A 22,271-nucleotide genomic window follows, 5' to 3' on the forward strand; every position below is an offset into this window, starting at 1 on the left:
TAAACGACGGAAAACCTTCATGTTCGCTCCGCGAACGGTAATCCGGTTGGCGTAGCCGAGCGGTGAGTTCGTACGCTATGGGGCATGAACACCAATCCCTCTTCCGGCGCCACGCCACCCGAAGACGATCTGCCCGAACAGCTGCGGGTCCGCCGGGACAAGCGTGAGCGCATCCTCGCGGAAGGGATCGACCCTTACCCGGTCGAGGTGCCGCGAACGCACTCGCTGGCAGAGGTGCGTGCCGCGCATTCCGGATTGCCCGCCGACACCGCCACCGGTGAGCTGGTCGGCGTGACCGGCCGGGTCATGTTCATCCGCAATACCGGCAAGCTGTGTTTCGCCAGCCTCCGTGAGGGCGACGGGACCGAATTGCAGGCGATGATCAGCCTCGCGAAGGTCGGTGAGGACGCGCTCGCGGCGTGGAAGTCGGACGTCGATCTCGGCGACCACGTATTCGTGCACGGTGAGGTGATCACTTCCAAGCGTGGCGAGCTTTCCGTGCTCGCCGACGGCTGGCGGCTGACCTCGAAGGCACTGCGCCCGCTGCCGGTCGCGCACAAGGAGCTCGCCGAGGAAACCCGGATCCGGCAGCGTTATGTCGACTTGATCCTGCGGCCGAAGGCGCGTGATGTCGTGCGAACCCGCGCCGGCGTACTGCGTTCGCTGCGCGACTCGTTCCACCGTCGCGGTTTCACCGAGGTCGAGACGCCGATGCTGCAGACGCTGCACGGTGGGGCGGCGGCACGCCCGTTCGTCACGCATTCGAACGCCTTCGACCTCGATCTGTATCTGCGGATCGCGCCGGAGCTGTACCTCAAGCGCTGCGTCGTGGGCGGTATCGAGAAGGTTTTCGAGATCAACCGAAACTTCCGGAACGAGGGCAGTGACTCCTCGCACTCCCCGGAGTTCGCGATGCTCGAGTACTACGAGGCCTATGCGACATACGACACCAATGCGGTCATGACGCGCCAGTTGATCCAGGAAGCGGCCGAGACGGTACTGGGTACCCAGGTGGTCACTCTCACGGACGGTTCGGAGTACGACCTTTCCGGTGAGTGGACGACGCTCGGAATGTACGAGTCACTGTCGGACGCGCTGGGCGAAGAGGTCACCCCGGAGACGCCGGCAGGCAAGTTGCTGGCGTTCGCCGAGGCCAGGGGCCTGGAGGTCGATCCGAAGCTCGGCCACGGCAAACTGGTGGAGGAACTGTGGGAGCACCTCGTCGGTGACCATCTCCACGCCCCCACATTTGTCCGTGATTTTCCGCTGGAGACCTCCCCGCTGACCAGGCAGCATCGGAGCAGGCCGGGAGTCGCGGAGAAGTGGGACCTCTACATCCGCGGATTCGAACTGGCCACGGGTTACTCCGAGCTGGTCGATCCGGTCGTGGAACGGCAACGCCTCACCGAACAGTCGCAGCTCGCCGCACAGGGTGATAGCGAAGCCATGCGGCTCGACGAGGATTTCCTGCGCGCCCTGGAGTACGGAATGCCGCCGAGCGGCGGCGTCGGAATGGGGATCGACCGGTTGCTGATGGCGCTGACCGGCCTCGGTATCCGGGAGACGATCCTCTTCCCCCTCGTGCGGCCCGAATAACCCGCCCGTGTGACGGATAGCTGACGGTTATCTCAAACGAGATTTGCGTTAGCCCGGATCAGCGGGTATTAATGTGCTAGACAAAGTCTTCTGTTCCGGGGCTCGCCCCGTAACCAGATCGTTTCGAGTAGCAAGCCCAGGAGGAAACAGATGGCACAGAAGGTGCTCGTCTCGCTGGTCGATGACATCGACGGTACCGAGGCGGAGGAGACCGTTGAGTTCGGTTTGGACGGTGTCGCCTACCAGATCGACCTCTCCGCGGAAAACGCCGAGGAGTTGCGCGACGTCCTGGCGCAGTATGTAGAGCACGCCCGTCGTGCCGGTGGTCGTAAGCGCGCCCCGATTCGCCCGGCCGTCGGCGCCAAGGCTTCGGCTCGCCCGGCGACCGTCGACCGCGAGCAGAACCAGGCCATTCGCGCTTGGGCCCGCAAGAACGGGTACGCGGTTTCCGACCGCGGCCGCATCCCGTCCGAGGTGGTCGAGGCCTACCACAAGAAGAACTGACGGCGTAGTTCGCCGCCAAGCCGCCGGGGAATTCCCCCGGCGGCTTTCTTCATGTCCGGGGATGTTCACGATCTTCGCGGGCGGCCCTGGCGTACTCACCGGGCGACAGGCCGGTTACTGTGCGGAAATCGCGGGTGAAGTGGGACTGGTCGCTATAGCCCAGTTGTGCCGCCAGACCGGCGTAATCCGGCCGGGTCGTCCCCGAGATCCGTCGCGCCCCGTCGTTCAGCCGATATACCCGGATGGCCCACTTGGGGGTGCATCCGATGTGTTCGGCGAACAGCCGTTGCAGGGAACGGAGCCCGAGACCGGTGGCCGCGCACAGCTGGGCGACCCGGGTAATTCCCGGGTCGGCGTCGATTGTTTCGACCGCCTCGGCGGCATGGGCCGCCGCCGGGGGAAGAACGGGCGGATTTGCCATCAGCAGGTTGTCGGCCACTTCGGCCATTTCGTGATCTCCGTTCACGTTCCGGATCGATTCCGTCGCCGCATCGGCCGCCGGGCCGAAGACTTCGGCCAGCGGGATCGAGCGGTCCGTGATATTGCGGACCGGCTGACGAAGGAAAGGCCGGAAACATCCCGGCCGGAACCGGACACCGAGACCGTGCACCCTGCCCTCGAGGCGATAGGAGAACACGTCGTGCATCGGTCCGTACACGCCATCGGCGCCGGGGAAGAACACGGCGTGGACCGAGAGATTCGGCAGGACGCGCTGTTCGAACGGCGGCTGCCCGCGAAGATCCCAGCGCAGTATCCAGTAGTACTGCACGAATGGCGTCAGAGCGGACGCGGGCGGATGCCGGGTCAGCGTGAACTTCGTTCGGGCAACGCGCTCGTTGATGATGCCCCGGGGGATCCGGCGATCGGGCACCGGATCACGATAGCTGTCGCGTTCCTTCTATACCTTTCGCTCTCCGCGGTGGCTGGATGGAGTCATGGCTGATCACTCCGTATTCGTCCCTTCGGCAGCGGCCGAATTCCAGCGTGTCGCCGCATCGCTCACTCCGGATGACCTCACCGTTCGCACGCCGTGCGAGGCCTTCGACGTGCGAGGTCTGCTCAATCACCTGCTCTACTGGGGCCCGTGGCTGCTGGCCGCCGGCCGTGGGGAGGAGCCGCCGGTCGTGACCGGTGGGGAGACCGATGTGGACCTGGTCACCGGCGATTGGGCGGCGGCGCTGGAGAACCAGACGAAGACGCTGGTAGACGTTTTCTCGGCGTCGGCGGCCTGGACGGGGATGACGTCCCTGGGACGCACTGAAATGCCGTCGAGCGTCGTCGGTGAGATGGTGCTCGGCGAGTTCGTGCTGCACGGCTGGGATCTCGCGCGTGCCGTCGGCCGGGATTTCGCCTGTGCGGCGGAAATCTCCGCCGCGGTGCACGCCGGTGCCGTCGCGATGGGCGCGCAGGCGCGGGAAATGGGCGTGTACGGCCCCGAGGTCGCCGTTCCCGAGTCCGCGCCGATGCTCGACCGCGCGCTGGGAGCGACGGGCCGGGACCCGCTGTGGAAGCCCTGAGTGCGTGGGTCCGCGGGCTCGTCGTGGCGGCTGCGGTTTCGCGCCGCGGCCCGGGATGTCGTGAACGCTCCGTTTGGGACGCTCATCGTCGGCAACGGAGCGTTCGCGGCATCGGGCGAGGCTGTCGGTTTGGGCAGGGGAAGTCCGAGGGACGCCCTGGTCGCATTCAGCGCACCCAGGGACCCCTTTGTCGCATCCCCAGGGCAGCGCACCGTAGGCGTCCTGCGGCACATCCGGCGGGAGCCACGGCCCCGGACCCCTTGGTGAGAAAGCTGAGTGTGTCCGGATGGGCATCTCGCGTGCCTGAACGCGCGACTCGCGTGATTGGGCGCGTATCTCGCGTGTCTGGGTGGAGAACTCAGCGGGAACAGGTGCGGGGGCACTCCGCGCATTCGGTTTCGTCGGGCAGGAGATAGGAGAAGCAGCAGCTTTCGCGGCGGCGGGTCCACTCGCGGTGTCCGTCGGGGCCGGTGTCCAGCCGCAGGGTCGAGGGCGAGGTCAGCGGCGGGAACCGGGCGTCGAGCACGAGGGCCGCGTCGGCGACGCCCGCGCCTTCGGCCTCGGCCGTGCCGCCCTGCTTGCCCGCCCACCAGAGGGAGTTGTCCAGCGCGTCGGTCGCGGCGGCCCACAGCATCCGGCGGCCGAGCCTGCTGCCCGGCGCGTACGCGCGGACGAACTTCGCGGCGTGGGCGATGTAGTGCGCCCGCAGCACCGCGGCGAGGGCGCGCTCGTCGGGCACCACCGTCGCTTCCGGCAGCGCGGAACCGGGGTCGGTCGGCAGGCAGTAGAAGTCGTCGCCCAGCACGGCCATCCCGACCGGATGCGGCCGGTCGTCGCCCAGCTCGAAGGCCAGTTCCGCCGGCTTCAGCGACGGGACTCTGCGCTCGTGGTGCAGCAACAGCGCGCCGACGTAGGCGGGGACGTGCAGGTACCACGACATGACGTAGCTCGCGGTCGTGCGCTCCGGGGCTTCGCCGTACTCGGTGAACAGCCAGTCGCCGAGCAGCTTCCGCCAGTCCTTGAACCGCTCTGGATCGGCCAGCAGATCCGAACAGCGCAGCCAGCCCTCGGGGACGTCCCGGCGGATCTCGCCCCGCTCCTGCAGCCCCCCGACTCGCAGGAGCGAAGCCGCGAGGCCGTCGCCGACCTCGCGTGCGTCGCGGAAGGACCGCTGATGGTTCACCCGCGGCCCTCCTTACCGGCGCTGCGACACACGTGTTGATTAGGCGTGCCTAACCTTACATACTTTTCGGCGTTGCGCCAATCGGGTAACCAGGAAGTGGGAACTTCCAGGTTGCGCATCTGTTCGCGGTGAGCGGACACGGCCCGTCCGGAGGAATCCGGATGGCCGGACACACGTTGTGCTTGACGTAAAGGTGCAGGGCAACCGGATGATGAGAGATGTCCGTGCGGATAGCCGTACGGGTGCGATCGGGCCGCCAACAGCCGTAGTGGTACGCCAGCGCGACGACTTGGCTACTAGAGTGGTCTCACGGTGCTGAATCCATCGCGGTGCAAGCACGCGATGGAAACGGGCCGCCGGCGCAGCAGTCGAGGGAGTGCACATGTTTGAGAGGTTCACCGACCGCGCGAGGCGGGTGGTTGTCCTGGCCCAGGAAGAGGCCCGGATGCTCAACCACAACTACATCGGCACCGAGCACATCCTCCTGGGTCTGATCCACGAGGGTGAAGGTGTCGCCGCCAAGGCGCTGGAGTCGCTGGGTATCGCCCTCGAGGGCGTGCGCCAGCAGGTCGAGGAGATCATCGGCCAGGGCCAGCAGGCGCCGAGCGGGCACATCCCGTTCACGCCGCGGGCGAAGAAGGTGCTGGAGCTGTCGCTGCGTGAGGCGCTGCAGCTCGGCCACAACTACATCGGCACCGAGCACATCCTGCTCGGCCTGATCCGCGAGGGCGAAGGCGTCGCCGCGCAGGTACTGGTCAAGCTGGGTGCGGACCTGAACAGGGTGCGCCAGCAGGTGCTGCAGCTGCTCTCGGGCTACCAGGGTGGCAAGGAGTCCGCCGAGACCGGCTCCAGCCGTGGTGAGGGCACGCCGTCCTCGTCGCTGGTGCTGGACCAGTTCGGCCGCAACCTGACCGTCTCCGCCCGCGAGGGCAAGCTGGACCCGGTGATCGGGCGCGGCAAGGAGATCGAGCGGGTCATGCAGGTCCTCTCGCGGCGGACGAAGAACAACCCCGTGCTGATCGGCGAGCCCGGCGTCGGCAAGACCGCCGTCGTCGAGGGGCTGGCGCAGAACATCGTCAAGGGCGAGGTCCCGGAGACGCTCAAGGACAAGCAGCTCTACACCCTCGACCTGGGTTCGCTGGTCGCGGGCTCGCGCTACCGCGGTGACTTCGAGGAGCGGCTGAAGAAGGTCCTCAAGGAGATCAAGACCCGCGGCGACATCATCCTGTTCATCGACGAGCTGCACACGCTGGTCGGGGCGGGCGCCGCGGAGGGCGCGATCGACGCCGCGTCGATCCTCAAGCCGATGCTGGCGCGTGGTGAGCTGCAGACCATCGGCGCGACCACGCTCGAGGAATACCGCAAGTACATCGAGAAGGACGCCGCGCTGGAGCGCCGGTTCCAGCCGATCCAGGTCGGCGAGCCGTCGCTGGAGCACACCATCGAGATCCTCAAGGGCCTGCGCGACCGGTACGAGGCGCACCACCGCGTCTCGATCACCGACTCGGCGCTGGTGGCCGCGGCGACGCTGGCCGACCGGTACATCAACGACCGGTTCCTGCCGGACAAGGCGATCGACCTGATCGACGAGGCGGGCGCGCGGATGCGCATCCGCCGGATGACCGCGCCGCCGGACCTGCGCGAGTTCGACGAGAAGATCGCCGACGTGCGCCGGGACAAGGAGTCCGCGATCGACGCGCAGGACTTCGAGCGCGCCGCCCGGCTGCGGGACGAGGAGAAGACGCTGCTCGGCCAGAAGGGCGAGCGGGAGAAGCAGTGGAAGGACGGTGACCTGGACGTCGTCGCGGAGGTCGACGACGAGCAGATCGCCGAGGTCCTGGCCAACTGGACCGGTATCCCGGTGTTCAAGCTCACCGAGGAGGAGACCACGCGTCTGCTCCGCATGGAGGACGAGCTGCACAAGCGGATCATCGGCCAGGAGGACGCGGTCAAGGCCGTGTCCCAGGCGATCCGCCGTACCCGCGCCGGCCTGAAGGACCCGAAGCGCCCGTCCGGCTCGTTCATCTTCGCCGGTCCGTCCGGTGTCGGTAAGACCGAGCTGTCCAAGGCGCTGGCGTCGTTCCTGTTCGGCGAGGACGACGCGCTCATCCAGATCGACATGGGTGAGTTCCACGACCGCTACACCGCTTCGCGGCTCTTCGGTGCCCCTCCGGGCTACGTCGGCTACGAAGAGGGTGGCCAGCTGACCGAGAAGGTGCGGCGCAAGCCGTTCTCGGTGGTGCTGTTCGACGAGATCGAGAAGGCGCACCAGGAGATCTACAACACGCTCCTGCAGGTGCTGGAGGACGGCCGCCTGACCGATGGCCAGGGCCGCACGGTCGACTTCAAGAACACGGTGCTGATCTTCACCTCGAACCTGGGTACCTCGGACATCTCGAAGTCCGTGTCGCTCGGCTTCGGTTCCGGTTCGGACTCGACGAACCGGTACGAGAAGATGAAGCAAAAGGTCAACGAGGAAATGAAGAAGCATTTCCGCCCGGAGTTCCTGAACCGGATCGACGACATCATCGTGTTCCACCAGCTGACGCAGGAACAGATCATCGAGATGGTCGACCTGATGATCGGCCGGGTCGAGACCCAGCTCAAGGTCAAGGGCATGGAGCTGGAGCTGACCTCGAAGGCGAAGGCGCTGCTGGCCAAGCGTGGCTTCGACCCCGTGCTCGGTGCCCGGCCGCTGCGCCGGACCATCCAGCGCGAGATCGAGGACCAGCTGTCGGAGAAGATCCTCTTCGGCGAGGTCGAGGCGGGCCAGATCATCCTGGTCGACGTCGAAGGCTGGAACGGCGACCCGGAGGAGAAGGACGACAAGGCCCACTTCACCTTCCGCGGTGAGAAGAAGCCGACGTCCGTCCCCGACGCCCCGCCGGTCAGCATCGGCGCGAGCAGCGGTGACGACGCCAACGAGGCCGAGAACGACTGATCTTGGTTCGAGCCTGACGAGAGGGCGGTTCCCCGGTGGGGAGCCGCCCTCTTGCCGTATTCAGCTCGTTGTGGCCCTGGTGCCCTGACAGCGGGCGTCATAAGGTGTACATTATAGTTGCCCGATGGAGTGGGACATCGAGCTCCACGAGGAGGTGGACCGTTGGTTCACGTCGTTGTGCGAGAACGACCCGATCACGGCGGACCGGGTGGAAGAGGCCATCGACGTTCTGGCGAGGGAGGGGCCGCGGCTAGGGCGGCCGTTGGCTGATCGGGTCAAGGGCTCACGACAGCACAACTTGAAGGAGCTGCGTCCGGCCTCCGCGGGTAGCACCGAGATCCGGATCCTGTTCGCGTTCGATCCGGTGCGGAAGGCGGTGCTCCTGGTCGCCGGTGACAAAGCCGGTAACTGGAAGCGGTGGTACGACATCAACATCCCGATCGCCGAAAAGCGATACGAACGACATCTGAGGGCGCTGAAGGAGGGCTGAAGCATGGGCCGGTCGTGGAAGGACGTAAAAGCGGAGAAGCTCGCTCGTGACCGGGAAGCCGGTCGCGACATCGAAGCGGCCCGTAGCGCTGCTCGTGAGGCCACTGAGGCGTACGTGCTCGGTTTCCGGCTGGCACAGCTCCGCGAGGATGTCGGGATGAGTCAGACCGAACTCGCGAAGCGCATGGGTGTGAGCCAGCCTCGGATCAGTCAGCTGGAGCAGGGCGACCCCGGTCAGATGGAGCTGGACACCATTCGCCGGTACATCGTGGCGCTCGGCGGTCGCATGCGGGTCGTCGCGGACTTCGAGGACCACGACGTCACGGTGTCGGCCAGCCAGCACGATCACAGCGACGCCTGCGCCTGACTCCGGCACGTTCCGCCTCATCCGGCGTGAGACGATGCGCTGGCCGGTCCGGGGAGGGTGAGGCGTGGACGTTCTGTCGATCGATTTCGGCACTTCGAGCACCGTGGGCGTGTTGTCCGCGTTCGGTCGTGGACCTCGTGCCATCGAGATCGACGGGTCGGTCACGATGTCGTCGGCGGTGTACGCGGGCGAGGACGGGCTGCTCGTCGTGGGGCAGGACGCGGAACGCCGGGCTCGGCTCGAGCCGAGCCGGTTCGAACCCAATCCGAAGCGCCGTATCGACGAGGGCACGCTGCTGCTCGGTGACGCGGTCGTCGAGGTGACCGACGCGTTCGCGGCGGTGTTGCGGCGGATCGGCGAGGAGGCCGAGCGGCAGCTGAACCGGCCGCCGGACCAGGTGCGTATCTCCCACCCCGCCGGCTGGGGTGCCACGCGGCAGGAGGTGTTGCGGCGCAGCGCGGCCAAGGCCCGGTTGGTCGACGTCCGGCTGATTCCCGAGCCGGTGGCGGCCGCGGCGCACTACGCGGCGCTGGGCGATCAGCCGTCGCGCCGCCTTGGCCCGATCGCGGTGTACGACCTCGGGGCGGGCACCTTCGACTGTTCGGTCGTCGGGATCACCGAACACGGTTTCGCGGTGCTCGCCGAGGACGGGCTGCCCGATCTCGGCAGCCTCGACATCGACCAGGCGCTGCTTGTCCACATCGGACGGTCGGTGTCGCACGCCGATCCCGCGCAGTGGCAGCGGCTGCTGCGCCCGCACACGACCGCCGACCGCAGGCTGCGCCGTTCGCTGCTGCAGGATGTCCGTGACGCCAAGGAAAGCCTGTCGCGGCACCCGCGGACCGAGGTGCCGATGCCGGAGCCGTTCGGGGACGTCCTGGTGACCAGGGACGAGCTTGAGGCGCTGGTCCGGCCGAGCCTGTTGCGCAGCGCCGAACTGCTCGCCGCGACCGTCCGGCGGGCCGGGCTGACGCCCGCCCGGCTCGGCGGGATCTACCTCGTCGGCGGGCCGAGCCGGATGCCGTTGCTCGCCGGACTGCTCGCCCAGCAGCTCGGCGTCGTGCCGACGACGCAGGACCAGCCGGAGACGGCGGTCGCGTTCGGGCTGCACCACGTGCCGCTCGGCGGCGCGGACCCGAATCTCACCGTGCCCGCCTTCGCGCCGGTCCGGCCGCCAGTGGCACCGCCACCGGCACGACAACCCTGGCCCGGCCCACCGCCCATGTCGCAGCGTCCCGGACCGCCGCCACAGCCAGGAACGATGGGGCAGGCGTGGCGGGCGCCGCAGCCGGAACCCCGGCGTTCGGCGAAGAAGCCGTTGCTCATCGGCGCCGCTGTGCTGGTGGTGATCGCCGTCGTCGTGACCGCCGTGCTCCTGGTGAGCAAGAGCGACACACCCGCGGCGGCCCCGGCGGAAAACTGCACCGCCGCGTCCACCTTCGACCAGTCCGGGTTCACGCCGTGCCTGCGCTCGCTGGCCGGCACCGTGCCCGACCGTACCCAGTGCTCCGGCAACCCGGCGGCGGCCAAGACGCTGAACGCCGTCGCGGCGGTCGACTGCACCGTGCGGGCCGACCTCTCGGGCAAGGTCGACCGGGTCACGACGATCAGCTACTACCAGGGGATCGACACCGCCGCGGTCGCCGCGCGGGCGAACCTGGACCTGAACTCGGCCAAGAACGTCAACGGGACCTGGACCGGCGGCGGCCAGCGCGGCAGCTACGTGGCGGGCGCGACCGGCGGCGACGCGGGGTTCGTGCTCTTCCAGATCGACGGGAAACCGGCGGTCGGCGTCGTCGTGCTGCTCGATCGGGCCGGCAAACCGACCGCCGCGAGTATGGCCGGATACTTCACCGAACAGGTCAAACCGGCCTGAGCGTCAGTGCAGGGCGCCCGCGGGGACGGCGAGATCCTCGGTCACCGCCAGCGCGGTGTCGACGAGTGCCCCGAGCGCCTCGGCCGTGCGCGACACGTCGAGACTCGGCGCGGCCGTCCCCGCGGCGGCGACCTGCTCCGGGCTGTAGGGCACGTGCACGAAACCGCCGCGCGCCCCGGGAAACTCCGTGGCCAGCAGGTGCATGAGGCCGTAGAAGACCTGATTGCACACGTATGTTCCGGCCGTGTGCGACACCGAGGCGGGCACGCCCGCCTCCCGGATCGCCGCGACGCAGGCCTTGACGGGCAGCGTGCTGAAGTACGCCGCCGGGCCGTCGGCGATCACGGGGACGTCCACCGGCTGGGCGCCCGCGTTGTCCGGGATCCGCGCGTCGACGAGGTTGATGGCGACCCGCTCCGGCGTGACGTCCGGACGGCCGCCCGCCTGGCCGACGCACACCACGAGGGCCGGGCCGTGCTGCTCGATTGCCTTGCGCAGTGCGGGAAGCGAGGCGTCGAACTCACACGGCAGCTCGACCGCGACGACGTCGTCACGGCCTGCCGCGAGTGCGGACACCGCCTGCCACGACGGGTTCACCGCCTCGCCGCCGAACGGCGCGAACCCCGTCACCAGCACCTTCACCACGTTCCTGCCTCCTCATGCCGTCAAGGCCACCTTACGGGCGTTGAATCCAGTCCAGTCGCGCAGCGCGTCCGTTGAGAGCGGCGGCGGGGGCATGGATGGAGCTCGTAAGGTGGCCTTGACGGCATTGCGGACCGCGATCAGGCGGCGGGCTTCAGGTCGCCCGGGTAGAGGTACTGATCCGCGGGCTTGCCGTTCCCGTAGATCCACGCGTCGAAGAAGCCTTGCAGGTTCTGGTGCGCGAACCGCTCGGTGAAGCGCTGGAACTCCTGCATGCTCGCGTTTCCGTCGCGGTGTGCCGAGGGCCAGCTCTTCAGCACCCGGTCGAAGGCCTGCTGGCCGATGGTGTTCCGCAGCGCGTGCAGCATGAGCGGGCCCTTCGAGTACACGTACGTGAACTCGTTGCCCGGCCCCATGTCGTACAGCTTGCCCGCCCAGAACGCCGGCGTCGCGCCCTTCACCGTGTTCAGGTAACGCGCCTTGAGGTCCTGGCCGTCCTTGGCCTCGGACCACAGCCACTGCGCGTACGAGGCGAAGCATTCGTTGAGGCAGACGTCCTTCCAGTGCTTCACCGCGACCGAGTCGCCGTACCACTGGTGGGCGTTCTCGTGCACGATCGTCTGGACGTTGCCCGCCCGGCCCGAGTAGATCGGCCTGCTCAGCGTCTCCAGCGAGAACCCGATCGGTTCGGCGAGGAAGATCCCGCCCGCCGCGTCCACCGGGTACGGCCCGAACTTCGACTCCAGGAAGTCGAGGATCTCCGGGAGCTTGGCCTCGGCCTGCTTGGTGGAATCCGGCGTGCCCGGCGCGTACGAGCTGACGATCGGCGTTCCGTCGGCACGCTTCGAGCGTTCGAAGGTCCACTTGTCGATCGCGACTGTCGTCATGTACGGCACGACGGGGGTTTCCTCCGCCCAGACGTGCGTGGTGCCCTTCGGCGTCTTGTGGGTTCCGCGCTCGCGTCCGTTGGAGATCACGCCCCATTCGTCGGGCACGGTGATCGCCAGGTGGAAGGTGGCCTTGTCCAGCGGGGTGTCGTTGACCGGGTACCAGGTCGACGCCGACTTCGGCTCACCGGCGGCGAACGCGCCGCCCGATTTGCCGAACTGCCAGCCGTTGGGCCCCAGTTTCGGATCGTTGATCGCGGCCGGAACGCCGTGGTAGGCGATCTTGACGCCGAACGGCTGGCCGCGGTGAAGCGCTTTCGCCGGGGTGATCACGAGCTCGTGCTCCCCGGTGCGCGCGAACTTCGCCGCGCGGCCGTTGACCTCGACCGAGTCGACGGTGAGGCCCTGCAGGTCCAGGTTGAACGAGCTGAGCGACTGCGTCGCCCGCGCCGAGATGTCCTGGACGCCGGTGAGCTGACGCGTCGGCGGGTCGTAGCTGACCTTGAGGTTGTAGTCGGCGACGTCGTAGCCGCCGTTGCCGTCCTGTGGGTAGTAACTGTCCCCCGCTCCGTCGCTGCCCGGCGTCGGCTGCCCCCAGCCGTCCTCGCCCGCGGCCGCGACCCCGCTGCTCAGGGTGATTCCGGCTAGCACGGCCGCTACGGCCACAACCGGTTTACGCCAGTGGTGCTGACCCCTCATCGAAGCTCCCGTCGGTCTACTTGGACACGAACTCGCTGCAACGTATCTGCCGACCCGCATGATTCACTGGTGGCGGCCCGTTTTGTCCGGAAAATTCACACCTACGTCGGGCCATTCGGACACCCTTCCGGGACGTCCGGGCATGGTGGCCCGCACGGTTCTGGAAAGCTGGAGGCATGCGCGTGGCGCTGCTGGGCCCATTGCGGGCGGTGCAGGACGACGGTACCCCGATCGAGATCGGCGGCGCCCGGCTCCGCACGCTCTTGGCGCGGCTGGCCCTCGACCCCGGGCGCCCGGTCTCCGCCGAGGCGCTGATCGACGGTCTGTGGGGTGACACGCCGCCCGCCGACGCGGCCAACGCGCTCCAGTCGCTGGTGTCCCGGCTGCGCAAGGCGCTGGGCGCCGGGAGCGTCGAATCCGGCGCCGCCGGATACCGGCTGGCGCTCCAGCCGGACGACGTCGACGTGTCCCGTTTCGAGCGGCTCGCCGCCGACGGCCGTCGTGAACTCACCGCGGGCCGGGAAACGCGGGCGGCGGAGCTGCTGGCCGACGCGATGGAGTCGTGGCGGGGCACCGCGCTTGCCGATGTGCTGGACGCGCCCTTCGCGGGTGCGCCCGCGGCGCGGCTCGAAGAACTGCGGATCGAGGCGGCCGAGGATCTCTACGACGCGCGGATCCGCGTGGGACAGCACGCCGAGGTACTCGCCGACCTCACCGCGCTCGCCGGCGAACATCCGCTGCGGGAGCGACTGGCCGGTCTGCGCGTCCGGGCGCTGTGCGCGGCGGGCAGGCAGTCCGACGCGCTGGCCGTGTACGCGGCCATCCGGGAAACGCTCGCCGATCAGCTCGGCGTCGATCCGTCCGCCGAACTGCAGGAGATCCACCTCGCCGCGTTACGGGGCGAGTTCGCTCCGCTCGCGCCGGTCACCGATCGGCTCCCGACCCGGCTGAACAGCTTCGTCGGCAGGGACGACGAACTGAAACTGCTCGCCGAACTGCTCGACGGGGCCCGGCTGGTGACCCTGGCCGGCCCGGGTGGCGCCGGAAAGACCCGGCTCGCCATCGAAGCCGCGTCGCGGCATCCCGCCCAGCCCCGGGGCCGGGTGTGGTTCGTGCCGCTGGCCGGCGTCCGCGATCCGCAGGACGTCCTCGGCGCGCTGGTGAACGCGTTGGAAGTCCGCGATCTGCGCAGTCACGAGGCCGACATCCGGCGCAGAACGGTCGAGACGTCGATGGAGCACGTCGTCGACATCCTCGGCGGTGCGGAATCGCTGCTGGTGCTCGACAACTGCGAGCACGTCATCGACGCCGCCGCGCGGCTGGTGGACGCGCTGCTCACCAGGGTGCCGTCGGTACGGGTGATCGCGACCAGCCGGGAGCCGCTCGCGATCACCGGCGAGGTGCTGTGCCCGCTCGGTCCGCTGCCGGTACCAGGAGAACAGGCCTCCGTCGAGGAAGCGGGCGAGCTGGGCGCGATGCGGTTGTTCCTGGACCGGGCCGTCGCGGTGCGGCCGGACTTCGTGCTCAACGCGTCCACTGTGGACGATGTCGCGCGGATCTGCCGCAGTCTCGACGGGATGCCGCTCGCGCTCGAACTGGCCGCGGCGCGGTTGCGGTCGATGACCGTCGCGCAGATCGCCCGCCGGCTCGACGATCGCTTCCGGCTGCTCACCTCGGGAAGCCGCACGGCGCTGCCACGTCAGCGGACCCTGCGCGCGGTGGTCGAGTGGAGCTGGGATCTGCTCACCGACGCCGAGCTGATGCTGGCCAGACGCCTGTCGGTGTTCGCCACCGGTGCCTGCGTCGAGGCGATCGAGGTCGTCTGCGCCGACGACGCGCTCGCCGAGGCGGACATCTTCTACGTCCTCGGCTCGCTCGTCGAGAAGTCCATTGTGGATGCCGTGGAGGACAGCAGGGGCGAGCAGCGGTACCGGATGCTCGAAACGATCCGGGTGTACGCCCGTGAGCGACTGTCCGAAGCGGACGAAGAAGGCATGGTGCGGGCCAGGATGTTCGGCTACTACGTCGAACTCGTGGAACGGCTGGAGCCGAAGCTGCGTTCCCGGGAACAGCTCGACACCATCGCTCGCTACGAGGACGAGAACGCCAACATGCTCGCCGCGCTGCGCTCGGCGATTGAATTGTCCGAAGTGGACACAGCGTCGCGGCTGCTCGGCGGGATATTCTGGTACATGTCAACCCTCGGCCAGGGGGAACTGGCGAAAAGCCTGGTCGGGCAGGTGCTCGAGTTCGGTGACCGGTTGCGTCCCGACTTCCGCGCGGCCATGCGCATGATCGGTGCGATGATGCAGATGCCGTCGGAGATGCCCTCGGCCGAGCGGGTGCGGGAGCTGGTGGAGGACTGCCTGGACTCGCACGCGATCGAGCGGTTCCCCGCCTTCGCCCTGGCGATGCCGATGCTGGCCTTTCTCAATGGCGACAAGGTAGTGGCGCAACGGGAGATCGAACGGGCCAAGGGCTTGCCCGACCCGTGGGCGCGCGCGGCGGCGTGCTGGGCCGAGAGTTTCGTGCTGATCGACTCCGGGGAGCTGGACGCCGCCGACGCCACCCTCGAACGCGCCCTCACCGGGTTCAAGGAGGTCGGGGACCGCTGGGGAACGGCGATGGCTCGCAGTTTCCAGGCGCTCAACCTTTCCCAGCGGGGGAACAGCGCGGAGGCGATAGCGTCCTATCAGGAAGGTCTTCGCCTCGCGCTCGAACTGAAGTCGCCGGACGACATCGCGCAGCAGTGGTGGCGGCTGATCCTCGAACACGTAAGGGCGTGTGACCTCGTCGCGGCGGAACGGGAAATCGAAGCCGCGCGGCGGTACGCGGCGGGGGCGGGGAACCGCCAGCTGGACGTCATCACCATGCTCGGTGAACTGGAAATACTGGTGCAGCGAGGCGAATACGCGACCGCGCGGGAGGAGATCCCCGCGATCAGGGAGCGGTCGGAAGTGCTCGCGATCCCGCGCGAGATCCTGCAGGAATGGACCGGGACCATCACGGCCCGCCTCGACATCGCGGACGGACGGCTCGACGAGGCGGAAAGCTGGGCCTTGGCCGCGATGCGGAAGAGCGGTGGCCGCCCGGACTTCCCGGATCTGGCGGCGTCGGCCGATCTGCTGGCCGTGATCCGCCTGCGGCAGGGACAGCCGGAGGAAGCGGCGACCGTGCTCGGCCTCGCCGCGCGGCTCCGTGGCACTTTCGACCACGGCGATCCGGAAACACGTCGGCTCGTCGGTTTGCTTCGCGAGGAGCTTTCCGAATCGCGCTACGAAGAACTCATCGAAGAGGCGCGGAGTGTGTCCAAAAAGGACGCCTTCGAGCGACTGCTGGCGCCGGCGGAGCGCCGCGAGTAGGACATCGTCCCACTCGCGGCGCCACCCCCTTTTCTTCCCCTTATTCAGACCCGCTTGCGATAGGCCCACGTCGCGAGCGGGAAGAACACCAGCACGGCTCCGGCCATCCAGGCCAGTGAACCGGCGAGTGAACTGCCCATCGGTGCGCCGGTCAACAGCCCGCGCAGGACGTTCGTCAGCTGGCTCACCGGGCTGATGTCCGCCCAGGCCTGGAGCCAGCCCGGCATCGTCGAGGTGTTGGCGACGAACACGTTGCTGCCGAAGGTCAGCGGCATGATGAAGATGAACATCACACCGGTCACCGCGCCGCTGCTGCGCATCGCCATCCCGACGAACACCGAGAGCCAGCAGAAGCACAGCCCGAACGCGAGCACCAGCAGGATGCCCAGCACGAACTCCGCCGGACCGGTGGTGACCCGGAAGCCCATGACCGTGGCCACGACCATCAGCACCGCGAGGCACACGAGGTACCGCACGATGTCCGCGAGTACCGCGCCGATCAGCGGCGCCGAACGGGCGATCGGCATACTGCGGAACCGGTCGAACACACCCTTGGTGATGTCGGTGTTCATCTGCGTGCCGATGGTCATGCTGGCCTGCAGGATGTTCATCACCATGACGCCCGGCACGAGCGTCTGGAGGTAGTTTTCGGGGTTGCCGCCCAGTGCACCGCCGAACAGGTAGGTGAACATCACCAGGAAGACGATCGGCATCAGCGTCACGTCGAGCAGCTGTTCCGGGTTCTTCCGGATCTTCAGGATTCCGCGCCAGGCAAGGGAAAGCGCGTGTTGCAGCCCTCTGCCGACGCTGACGTGTGCCGGCGGGATCCCGGCGTTCGCGGTGAGCGTGGTCATGCCAGGCTCCCTTCCAGTTTCTTGTCCTCAGTGGACTCATCGGCCGCGTGCCCGGTCAGTGCCAGGAACACCTCGTCGAGGCTGGGCAGCCGCAGTGCCAGCTCGTCCGCGGTGATCCCGGCCTCGTCCAGCTTGCGGACCAAAGTGGACAGCAGGACCGGGTCGGACACCGGCGCGGTGAGCAGCCCGGTGTCGTCGTTCCGATGCGGACGGACGCCGGTCAGCTCGCCAAGGATGCGCTGCACCGAGTCCAGATCGGTGAGCGAGGTGGGGCGCACCTGGAGCGTCTGCCCGCCGACGCGGCGCTTGAGCTCGTCCGCGCGGCCGTTGGCGACGACGTGCCCGTGGTCGAACACGGTGATCGTGTCGGCCAGCTGATCGGCCTCCTCCAGGTACTGCGTGGTGAGCAGCACCGTCGCGCCCTCACCGACGAGCTGGCGGACGACCTGCCACACCTCGTTGCGGACGTGCGGGTCCAGTCCGGTGGTCGGTTCGTCGAGGTAGATCACCTCGGGCCCGCCGACGAGGCTCGCCGCCAGGTCCAGCCGCCGCCGCATTCCGCCGGAGTAGGTCTTGATCGGCCGCTTCGCCGCGTCGGTCAGCTCGAACCGCTCCAGCAGTTCCTCGGCACGGGTTCGGGCGTTCGCGCGGGACAGGTTGAGCAGCCTGCCGATGAGCATCAGGTTCTCGGTGCCGCTCAGGTCCTCGTCGACCGAGGCGTACTGCCCGGTCAGCCCGATCATCGAGCGGACCCGCACCGGATCCTTCACCACGTCGTAGCCCGCGACGGTCGCGTGGCCCGCGTCCGGCTTGAGCAGTGTCGCCAGGATGCGGACCGCCGTCGTCTTCCCCGCGCCGTTCGGCCCGAGCACCCCGACCACCTTGCCGAACGGAACCTCGAGGTCCACCCCGTCCAGCGCCTTCGTCTCCCCGAAGTGTTTGACCAGGCCTTCGGCCCGGATCGCGTGCGACATCACGTCTCCCTTCGCTGTCGCTTGCGACCAGAGTGGACCGACGCGCTGGCAGGCCGCGCACAGCGCGCTGTCAGGCGGGGGCCGTCCCTGCCAGGGCGTGTGCGGAGGTGTCAGCGGTGCGTGTCGTGTGGAGGTCTTGTGGAGGTCCGTCCTGCGTCCGCCGGTGCCGGACCGGGGATCGGCATACTCGGCCGCATGGTGGTTGAAGGGGAAGTCAGGGCGCGGCGCGGATGGGTGACCTTTCTGCTGGCGCTCGTGGTGCTGGCGCTGGTCTGCGTCGCCGCCCTGCGGCTCTTGGGCTTCGACGGCAACTGGTACACGCTCGCCCCGCTGTCGCTCACGCCGTACGTCGCGCCGCTCGCGGTGCTGGTGGCGGTGCTCGCGCTGGTGCTCCGCCGCTGGACGCTCGGGGTGCTCGCGCTGGTGGTGGCTGGTGCGGTGGCGGTGCTGGTGGTGCCGCGGTTCTCCGTCGTCGATCAGCGCGCCGTGCAGGGCCGGACACTGCGCGTGCTCGCCTCGAATCTGTACGTCGGCTCGGCCGATCCACGGGAGATCGTCGACCTGGTCCGGTCGAACCAGGTCGACGTGCTCAACCTCGTCGAGCTGACCCCGGACGCGCTCCGGCGGCTGGACCAGGCCGGGCTGTTCACCCTGCTGCCGTATCGCGTGGTGCACACGGACCCCGGTGTCGAGGGCTCGGGGATCGTGTCGCGCTTTCCGTTGACCGAGACGCAGCTGACCGGGGAATCGGCCGCCAAACAGCCGGGCGCGCGTGCCGATCTCGGCGACGGTGTCGTGATCGAGCTGGTCGCGGTCCACCCGATCTCCCCGGACGTCGACTCGCGGCGCTGGGAACAGGAGATGAAGGATCTGTCGGCGGCCGAGGGGGAGCACGGCATCCGGATCCTTGCCGGGGACTTCAACGCGACGCTGGATCACGCCGGCTTCCGGACGGTGCTGGCCAGGGGCTACCTCGACGCGGCACAGCAGCGCGGCAAGTCGCTCACGCCGACCTGGCACACCGCGGCGCCGCTCGTCGCGCTCGACCACGTCGTGGTGGATCGGCGGGCCGCGGTGCGGGACTTCCGGGTGTTCAAGGTGCCGGGCAGCGATCACCGCGCCGTCTACGCCGAAATCCAGCTCCCGTGACAGGCGAGCTGAAGGGGACTTTCGTCGCATGCGATGCGAGGAAAGTCCCCTTCAGCTCAGCAGGTCGTCGAGGGCGGTGAGGGTTTCCAGCGCGCCGGCGGCGATCGACACGCCCCGGTCGTGCCGGATCTCGGGCTCGCGGGGATTGATCCGGATCAGCGCGCCGCTCGCCGCGCTCGCCAGCTCGGCGTAGCGGCGCACGGTCGGCACGGCCTGCCCGGCGCCCAGCTCGACGACCGCGACGTCGCGGTGGGCGCGTCGCCACGCGGTCAGTTCCGCCAGCTGGGCCTCGCTGCGGGCGGGCTGCCACGAGAAGTCGCCGAACATCAGGATGTTGGGCCGGGCGAGCCCACCGCAGCGCAGGCAGCGCGGCAGCGGCGGGCGGGCACGCATGGTGCCGGCGTCGACGTCGACCTCGGCGGTGTCGGCCGCCCAGATCTCGTCGGTGCAGCCGTCCAGGCACTGCAGATGGTGGATCGACCCGTGTGCCTCCGCCACCATGCCGAACCCCGCGCGCTGAAACTGTCCGTCCACATTGGACGTGAACACCCGGATGCCGCCGGGGAGCCGGGAACCCCAGGCCCGCAGCAGCCGGAAGCCCGGGTGCGGTGCCGTCCGCCGGTACAGATCGAGCCGGTGACCGTAGAAACCCCAGGCCAGCTCGGGATCGCCGGCGAAGTGGCGCGGGTCGGCCAGCTCCTCGAACCGCAGCCCCAGCCGGGAGTAGGGCGGATAGGCGCGCCAGAATCCTTCGCCGCCGCGGAAGTCCGGCAGGCCGGAGTCCACGCCCATCCCGGCGCCGGCGCAGACGAGCAGCGCACCGGCACCGGCGATCAGTTCGGCGGCTCTGCCGAGGTCACTCACCCGGCTTACTGGCCGTGACGACCTCGAATTCCAGCAGGCTCGCCCCGGAGGCGACCGGCTTGGCGCGCTCGCCGGCGTGCGCCTCGCGCGCGGGCCCGGCGGCCCAGGCCTGGTAGTGCTCCTCGGTCTCCCACTTCGTGTAGACGAAGTAGCGGCTTTCCCCGTTGACCGGGCGGAGCAGCTCGAACCCGAGGAAGCCGGGCTGGTCGTCGACCGAGTGCAGCCGCGCGGCGAAGCGTTTCTCCAGTTCAGGGCCCGCGCCCTCGGGGACCTCGATGGCGTTGATCTTCACGACAGTCATGTCCCCAGCGTACTGATCTCCGGCCCGAAAACGGTTTGGCGGACGTCACAGCCGATGGGGCCGGAGCCCGCTTTGGTGGTGCCGTGAAGGCCTCCTTGCCGGCGCTCAGGGCAGTGAAGGAGGCCTTCACGGTATTCGGTGGGCCGGTGGGGGTTTGTGCGGTGGTCTCGGGTGTCGCGAACGCTCCGTTCGAGACGTTGATCGTCGGCAACGACGCGTTCGCGACGTCGGGGGAGGCTGTCGGCGTGGCGGATAGAGTCCGAGGGACGCCCTTGTCGCATCCCTGGCCAGCGCACTGAAAGCGCCTCCGGCACATCTCCCCGCCCCGGAACCCTTAGTGAGAAAACCTCATCAGGGGCGTTGCTCGCCGACGAAGCGGCTTGATCACCCTTTTCGTGCCATGCTGGGGTAATGGGGAGTGCTGACGGATACGGGGACAGTGCCGCCTTGGCGGCGGATCTGCACCGGATCATCCGCGCGACCGCCGATTCGGTGGGCGCGAGCGGGGAGGGCAACGAACTCGTCGACAAGGTGGCCGGGCATCTCGGCGTGACGCTGCCGAAGGTCACCGTGGTCGGGCAGGCGTGGGAAGCCTGGGAGCACGCGAACGTCCAGCGCGGTGTCGACGCGTACCTCGCCGAGCGCGGGACGACGCCGGACTGGTTCGGGATCGCCGGCACCCACCGCGGGCACGAGGAACTCGTCGGCATGCTGGTGGCCGCCGGGAAACAGGGCCTCTACGAACTCGGCGCCGTCGACTTCACCACCGTCGCGATCGGGCCGGACGAGGTCACCGAGGTCGTCCAGCTCGGTCTCGCCGCGACCACCGCGCCCGGCGGCGAACCGGTCGTCCTCGGCGTCCGCGGCGCGAACCTGCAGTACGGCCAGCAGCAGTGCCGGCTGGAGGTGCTCGCGGCCGACCGCGCCATCGCCACCGCCGTCCGCGACCGGATCGAACAGCTGATGGCCGAGCACGACGTGCTGCGCGGCCAGGTGCTCGCGTTCGGGATCAGCGAAAACCGCGGCAACGAACTGCTCACGTTCCTGCCGCGGCCGGAGCTGGCAGGGGAGGACGTCGTGCTGCCCGACGGCGTGCTCGACTCGATCGAGCGGCACATCGTCGGCATCGCCGAGCACGGCGACCGGCTGCTCGCGGCGGGCCAGCACCTCAAGCGCGGTCTCCTGCTGCACGGCCCGCCGGGCACCGGTAAGACGCACACCGTGCGCTACCTGATGGGCAGGCTCCCGGGGAACACGGTGGTGGTGCTGACCGGCGTCGCGATGCGGTTCATCGCGAGCGCGGCGAGCCTGGCGCGGCGCCTGCAGCCGAGCATCGTGGTGCTGGAGGACGTCGACCTCATCGCGCAGGACCGCGGCCACACGCCGATGGGGAACCCGCTGCTGTTCAGCCTGCTCGACGCGATGGACGGCATCGGCCGCGACGCCGACGTCACCTTCCTGCTCACCACGAACCGCGCCGGCGAGTTGGAGCGCGCGCTGGCCGACCGGCCGGGCCGGGTCGACCTGGCCGTCGAGATCCCGCTTCCCGACGCGGCGGGGCGGGAGGCACTGCTGCGGCTCTACGGCCGCGGGCTGAAACTGACCGCGGACCTGGAACCGATCGTCGAGGGCACCGAAGGTGTCACGGCCTCGTTCGTCAAGGAACTGCTGCGCCGGGCGTCCCTGCGGGCGATCACCGAACGCCCGGCGGACGGCGAGATCGTGGTCGGCGACGCCGAGCTGACCGGGGCGCTGGCCGAGATGAACGACGCGCGCGGCGCGCTGACGCGTTCCCTGCTGGGCAGCCGGGACTCGTAGCCCGGGCCGCAGCTCATGTCCACAGAGGACATTCGTGCTGGCGAGGCCGCCTGTTACGTCGCGTTCGCCCGGATTGCTCGTTCGCCGACCTGCTGCCGCGCGTCGTCACGTCACACACCACAAAGGTTCCCCTCGCGGTCTCTGGCGCCCCCACCCTGCTGAAGGGTGCTTTCAGTGCGTTAGCCGTGGGGTTTTTGGGGGGGGGGGGGGGGGCAGCGGGAGGAGGCACGCGGCCGGCCCACACACCC

18 protein-coding genes are annotated in these 22,271 nt (G+C 68.8%); 10 read left to right on the forward strand and 8 right to left on the reverse strand.

The annotated features are described in order from the left end of the window. Positions 1-84 precede the first annotated feature (84 nt). The gene (gene lysS / locus ACFWY9_RS22690) at positions 85-1,596 is read left to right on the forward strand and encodes a lysine--tRNA ligase (RefSeq protein ID WP_378339846.1); all 1,512 of its coding nucleotides are present in this window, start codon (positions 85-87) and stop codon (positions 1,594-1,596) included. Between the two features lie 150 nt (positions 1,597-1,746). After that, a complete protein-coding gene (locus ACFWY9_RS22695; RefSeq protein WP_345406481.1) occupies positions 1,747-2,100 on the forward strand; it encodes an Lsr2 family protein in 354 nt (117 codons plus the stop codon). Between the two features lie 49 nt (positions 2,101-2,149). Here the strand turns inward: ACFWY9_RS22695 and ACFWY9_RS22700 are convergent, their stop codons facing one another. Further along, the gene (locus ACFWY9_RS22700; RefSeq protein ID WP_378329007.1) at positions 2,150-2,971 is read right to left on the reverse strand and encodes a DUF6597 domain-containing transcriptional factor; all 822 of its coding nucleotides are present in this window, start codon (positions 2,969-2,971) and stop codon (positions 2,150-2,152) included. A 64-nt stretch (positions 2,972-3,035) separates the two neighbouring features. On the opposite strand from ACFWY9_RS22700, the gene ACFWY9_RS22705 reads away from it, so the two are divergent. Further along, entirely contained in the window at positions 3,036-3,617 is a 582-nt protein-coding gene (locus tag ACFWY9_RS22705) for a TIGR03086 family metal-binding protein (protein WP_378339847.1), read from the forward strand. Positions 3,618-3,975: 358 nt separating this feature from the next. Here ACFWY9_RS22705 and ACFWY9_RS22710 read toward each other — a convergent pair whose 3' ends face one another. Beyond that, positions 3,976-4,800 carry a (2Fe-2S)-binding protein gene (locus tag ACFWY9_RS22710; protein ID WP_378339848.1) on the reverse strand — a complete coding sequence of 275 codons (825 nt, stop codon included), beginning with the start codon at positions 4,798-4,800 and terminating at the stop codon, positions 3,976-3,978. 382 nt (positions 4,801-5,182) lie between these two features. Between ACFWY9_RS22710 and ACFWY9_RS22715 the strand changes: the two genes are divergently transcribed. From ACFWY9_RS22715 to ACFWY9_RS22730, 4 genes are all read left to right on the forward strand, one after another. Continuing rightward, complete coding sequence (locus ACFWY9_RS22715) at positions 5,183-7,741, forward strand: ATP-dependent Clp protease ATP-binding subunit (protein ID WP_378339849.1); 2,559 nt, start codon at positions 5,183-5,185, stop codon at positions 7,739-7,741. 124 nt (positions 7,742-7,865) lie between these two features. Further along, positions 7,866-8,231, forward strand: coding sequence for a type II toxin-antitoxin system RelE/ParE family toxin (locus ACFWY9_RS22720; RefSeq protein ID WP_378329011.1), 366 nt, complete (start codon positions 7,866-7,868; stop codon positions 8,229-8,231). Positions 8,232-8,234: 3 nt separating this feature from the next. After that, positions 8,235-8,597 carry a helix-turn-helix domain-containing protein gene (locus tag ACFWY9_RS22725; protein ID WP_378339850.1) on the forward strand — a complete coding sequence of 121 codons (363 nt, stop codon included), beginning with the start codon at positions 8,235-8,237 and terminating at the stop codon, positions 8,595-8,597. Positions 8,598-8,661: 64 nt separating this feature from the next. Beyond that, the gene (locus tag ACFWY9_RS22730; protein ID WP_378339851.1) at positions 8,662-10,473 is read left to right on the forward strand and encodes an Hsp70 family protein; all 1,812 of its coding nucleotides are present in this window, start codon (positions 8,662-8,664) and stop codon (positions 10,471-10,473) included. Positions 10,474-10,476: 3 nt separating this feature from the next. On the opposite strand, the gene pcp is transcribed toward ACFWY9_RS22730, so the two are convergent. Together pcp and ACFWY9_RS22740 are read right to left on the reverse strand one after the other, a co-directional pair. Next, a complete protein-coding gene (gene pcp, locus ACFWY9_RS22735) occupies positions 10,477-11,118 on the reverse strand; it encodes a pyroglutamyl-peptidase I (protein ID WP_378339852.1) in 642 nt (213 codons plus the stop codon). A gap of 137 nt (positions 11,119-11,255) precedes the next feature. After that, on the reverse strand, positions 11,256-12,701 hold the full coding sequence (locus ACFWY9_RS22740) for a M1 family metallopeptidase (RefSeq protein WP_378339853.1): 1,446 nt from the start codon (positions 12,699-12,701) through the stop codon (positions 11,256-11,258). A gap of 176 nt (positions 12,702-12,877) precedes the next feature. Between ACFWY9_RS22740 and ACFWY9_RS22745 the strand changes: the two genes are divergently transcribed. After that, entirely contained in the window at positions 12,878-16,063 is a 3,186-nt protein-coding gene (locus tag ACFWY9_RS22745) for a BTAD domain-containing putative transcriptional regulator (RefSeq protein ID WP_378339854.1), read from the forward strand. A 44-nt stretch (positions 16,064-16,107) separates the two neighbouring features. Here the strand turns inward: ACFWY9_RS22745 and ACFWY9_RS22750 are convergent, their stop codons facing one another. Together ACFWY9_RS22750 and ACFWY9_RS22755 are read right to left on the reverse strand one after the other, a co-directional pair. Then, complete coding sequence (locus ACFWY9_RS22750; RefSeq protein ID WP_378339855.1) at positions 16,108-16,917, reverse strand: ABC transporter permease; 810 nt, start codon at positions 16,915-16,917, stop codon at positions 16,108-16,110. Further along, complete coding sequence (locus tag ACFWY9_RS22755; protein WP_378329018.1) at positions 16,914-17,891, reverse strand: ATP-binding cassette domain-containing protein; 978 nt, start codon at positions 17,889-17,891, stop codon at positions 16,914-16,916. The genes ACFWY9_RS22750 and ACFWY9_RS22755 overlap by 4 nt, the downstream gene beginning before the upstream one ends. 195 nt (positions 17,892-18,086) lie before the next feature. Here ACFWY9_RS22755 and ACFWY9_RS22760 point away from each other — a divergent pair, with 195 nt between their 5' ends. Then, a complete protein-coding gene (locus tag ACFWY9_RS22760) occupies positions 18,087-19,040 on the forward strand; it encodes an endonuclease/exonuclease/phosphatase family protein (protein ID WP_378339856.1) in 954 nt (317 codons plus the stop codon). Positions 19,041-19,091: 51 nt separating this feature from the next. Here ACFWY9_RS22760 and ACFWY9_RS22765 read toward each other — a convergent pair whose 3' ends face one another. Then, the gene (locus tag ACFWY9_RS22765; protein ID WP_378339857.1) at positions 19,092-19,904 is read right to left on the reverse strand and encodes an NAD-dependent deacetylase; all 813 of its coding nucleotides are present in this window, start codon (positions 19,902-19,904) and stop codon (positions 19,092-19,094) included. After that, positions 19,897-20,205: an antibiotic biosynthesis monooxygenase family protein gene (locus tag ACFWY9_RS22770; RefSeq protein WP_378329021.1), complete on the reverse strand. Its 309-nt coding sequence runs from the start codon at positions 20,203-20,205 to the stop codon at positions 19,897-19,899. Before ACFWY9_RS22770 ends, ACFWY9_RS22765 begins: the two co-directional genes overlap by 8 nt. A gap of 411 nt (positions 20,206-20,616) precedes the next feature. Here ACFWY9_RS22770 and ACFWY9_RS22775 point away from each other — a divergent pair, with 411 nt between their 5' ends. Then, on the forward strand, positions 20,617-22,023 hold the full coding sequence (locus ACFWY9_RS22775; protein WP_378339858.1) for an AAA family ATPase: 1,407 nt from the start codon (positions 20,617-20,619) through the stop codon (positions 22,021-22,023). Positions 22,024-22,271 lie beyond the last annotated feature (248 nt).

The organism is Amycolatopsis sp. NPDC059027, assembly GCF_042739735.1.
In the GTDB taxonomy this organism is placed as follows: domain Bacteria; phylum Actinomycetota; class Actinomycetes; order Mycobacteriales; family Pseudonocardiaceae; genus Amycolatopsis.

Coding starts and splice junctions, on each gene's coding strand:
- ACFWY9_RS22760 (WP_378339856.1), top strand. CDS start 18,087: ATGGTGGTTGAAGGGGAAGTCAGGGCGCGGCGCGGATGGGTGACCTTT.
- ACFWY9_RS22750 (WP_378339855.1), bottom strand. CDS start 16,917: ATGACCACGCTCACCGCGAACGCCGGGATCCCGCCGGCACACGTCAGC.
- ACFWY9_RS22755 (WP_378329018.1), bottom strand. CDS start 17,891: ATGTCGCACGCGATCCGGGCCGAAGGCCTGGTCAAACACTTCGGGGAG.
- ACFWY9_RS22695 (WP_345406481.1), top strand. CDS start 1,747: ATGGCACAGAAGGTGCTCGTCTCGCTGGTCGATGACATCGACGGTACC.
- ACFWY9_RS22740 (WP_378339853.1), bottom strand. CDS start 12,701: ATGAGGGGTCAGCACCACTGGCGTAAACCGGTTGTGGCCGTAGCGGCC.
- ACFWY9_RS22770 (WP_378329021.1), bottom strand. CDS start 20,205: ATGACTGTCGTGAAGATCAACGCCATCGAGGTCCCCGAGGGCGCGGGC.
- ACFWY9_RS22725 (WP_378339850.1), top strand. CDS start 8,235: ATGGGCCGGTCGTGGAAGGACGTAAAAGCGGAGAAGCTCGCTCGTGAC.
- ACFWY9_RS22775 (WP_378339858.1), top strand. CDS start 20,617: ATGGGGAGTGCTGACGGATACGGGGACAGTGCCGCCTTGGCGGCGGAT.
- ACFWY9_RS22745 (WP_378339854.1), top strand. CDS start 12,878: ATGCGCGTGGCGCTGCTGGGCCCATTGCGGGCGGTGCAGGACGACGGT.
- lysS (WP_378339846.1), top strand. CDS start 85: ATGAACACCAATCCCTCTTCCGGCGCCACGCCACCCGAAGACGATCTG.
- ACFWY9_RS22715 (WP_378339849.1), top strand. CDS start 5,183: ATGTTTGAGAGGTTCACCGACCGCGCGAGGCGGGTGGTTGTCCTGGCC.
- ACFWY9_RS22720 (WP_378329011.1), top strand. CDS start 7,866: ATGGAGTGGGACATCGAGCTCCACGAGGAGGTGGACCGTTGGTTCACG.
- ACFWY9_RS22705 (WP_378339847.1), top strand. CDS start 3,036: ATGGCTGATCACTCCGTATTCGTCCCTTCGGCAGCGGCCGAATTCCAG.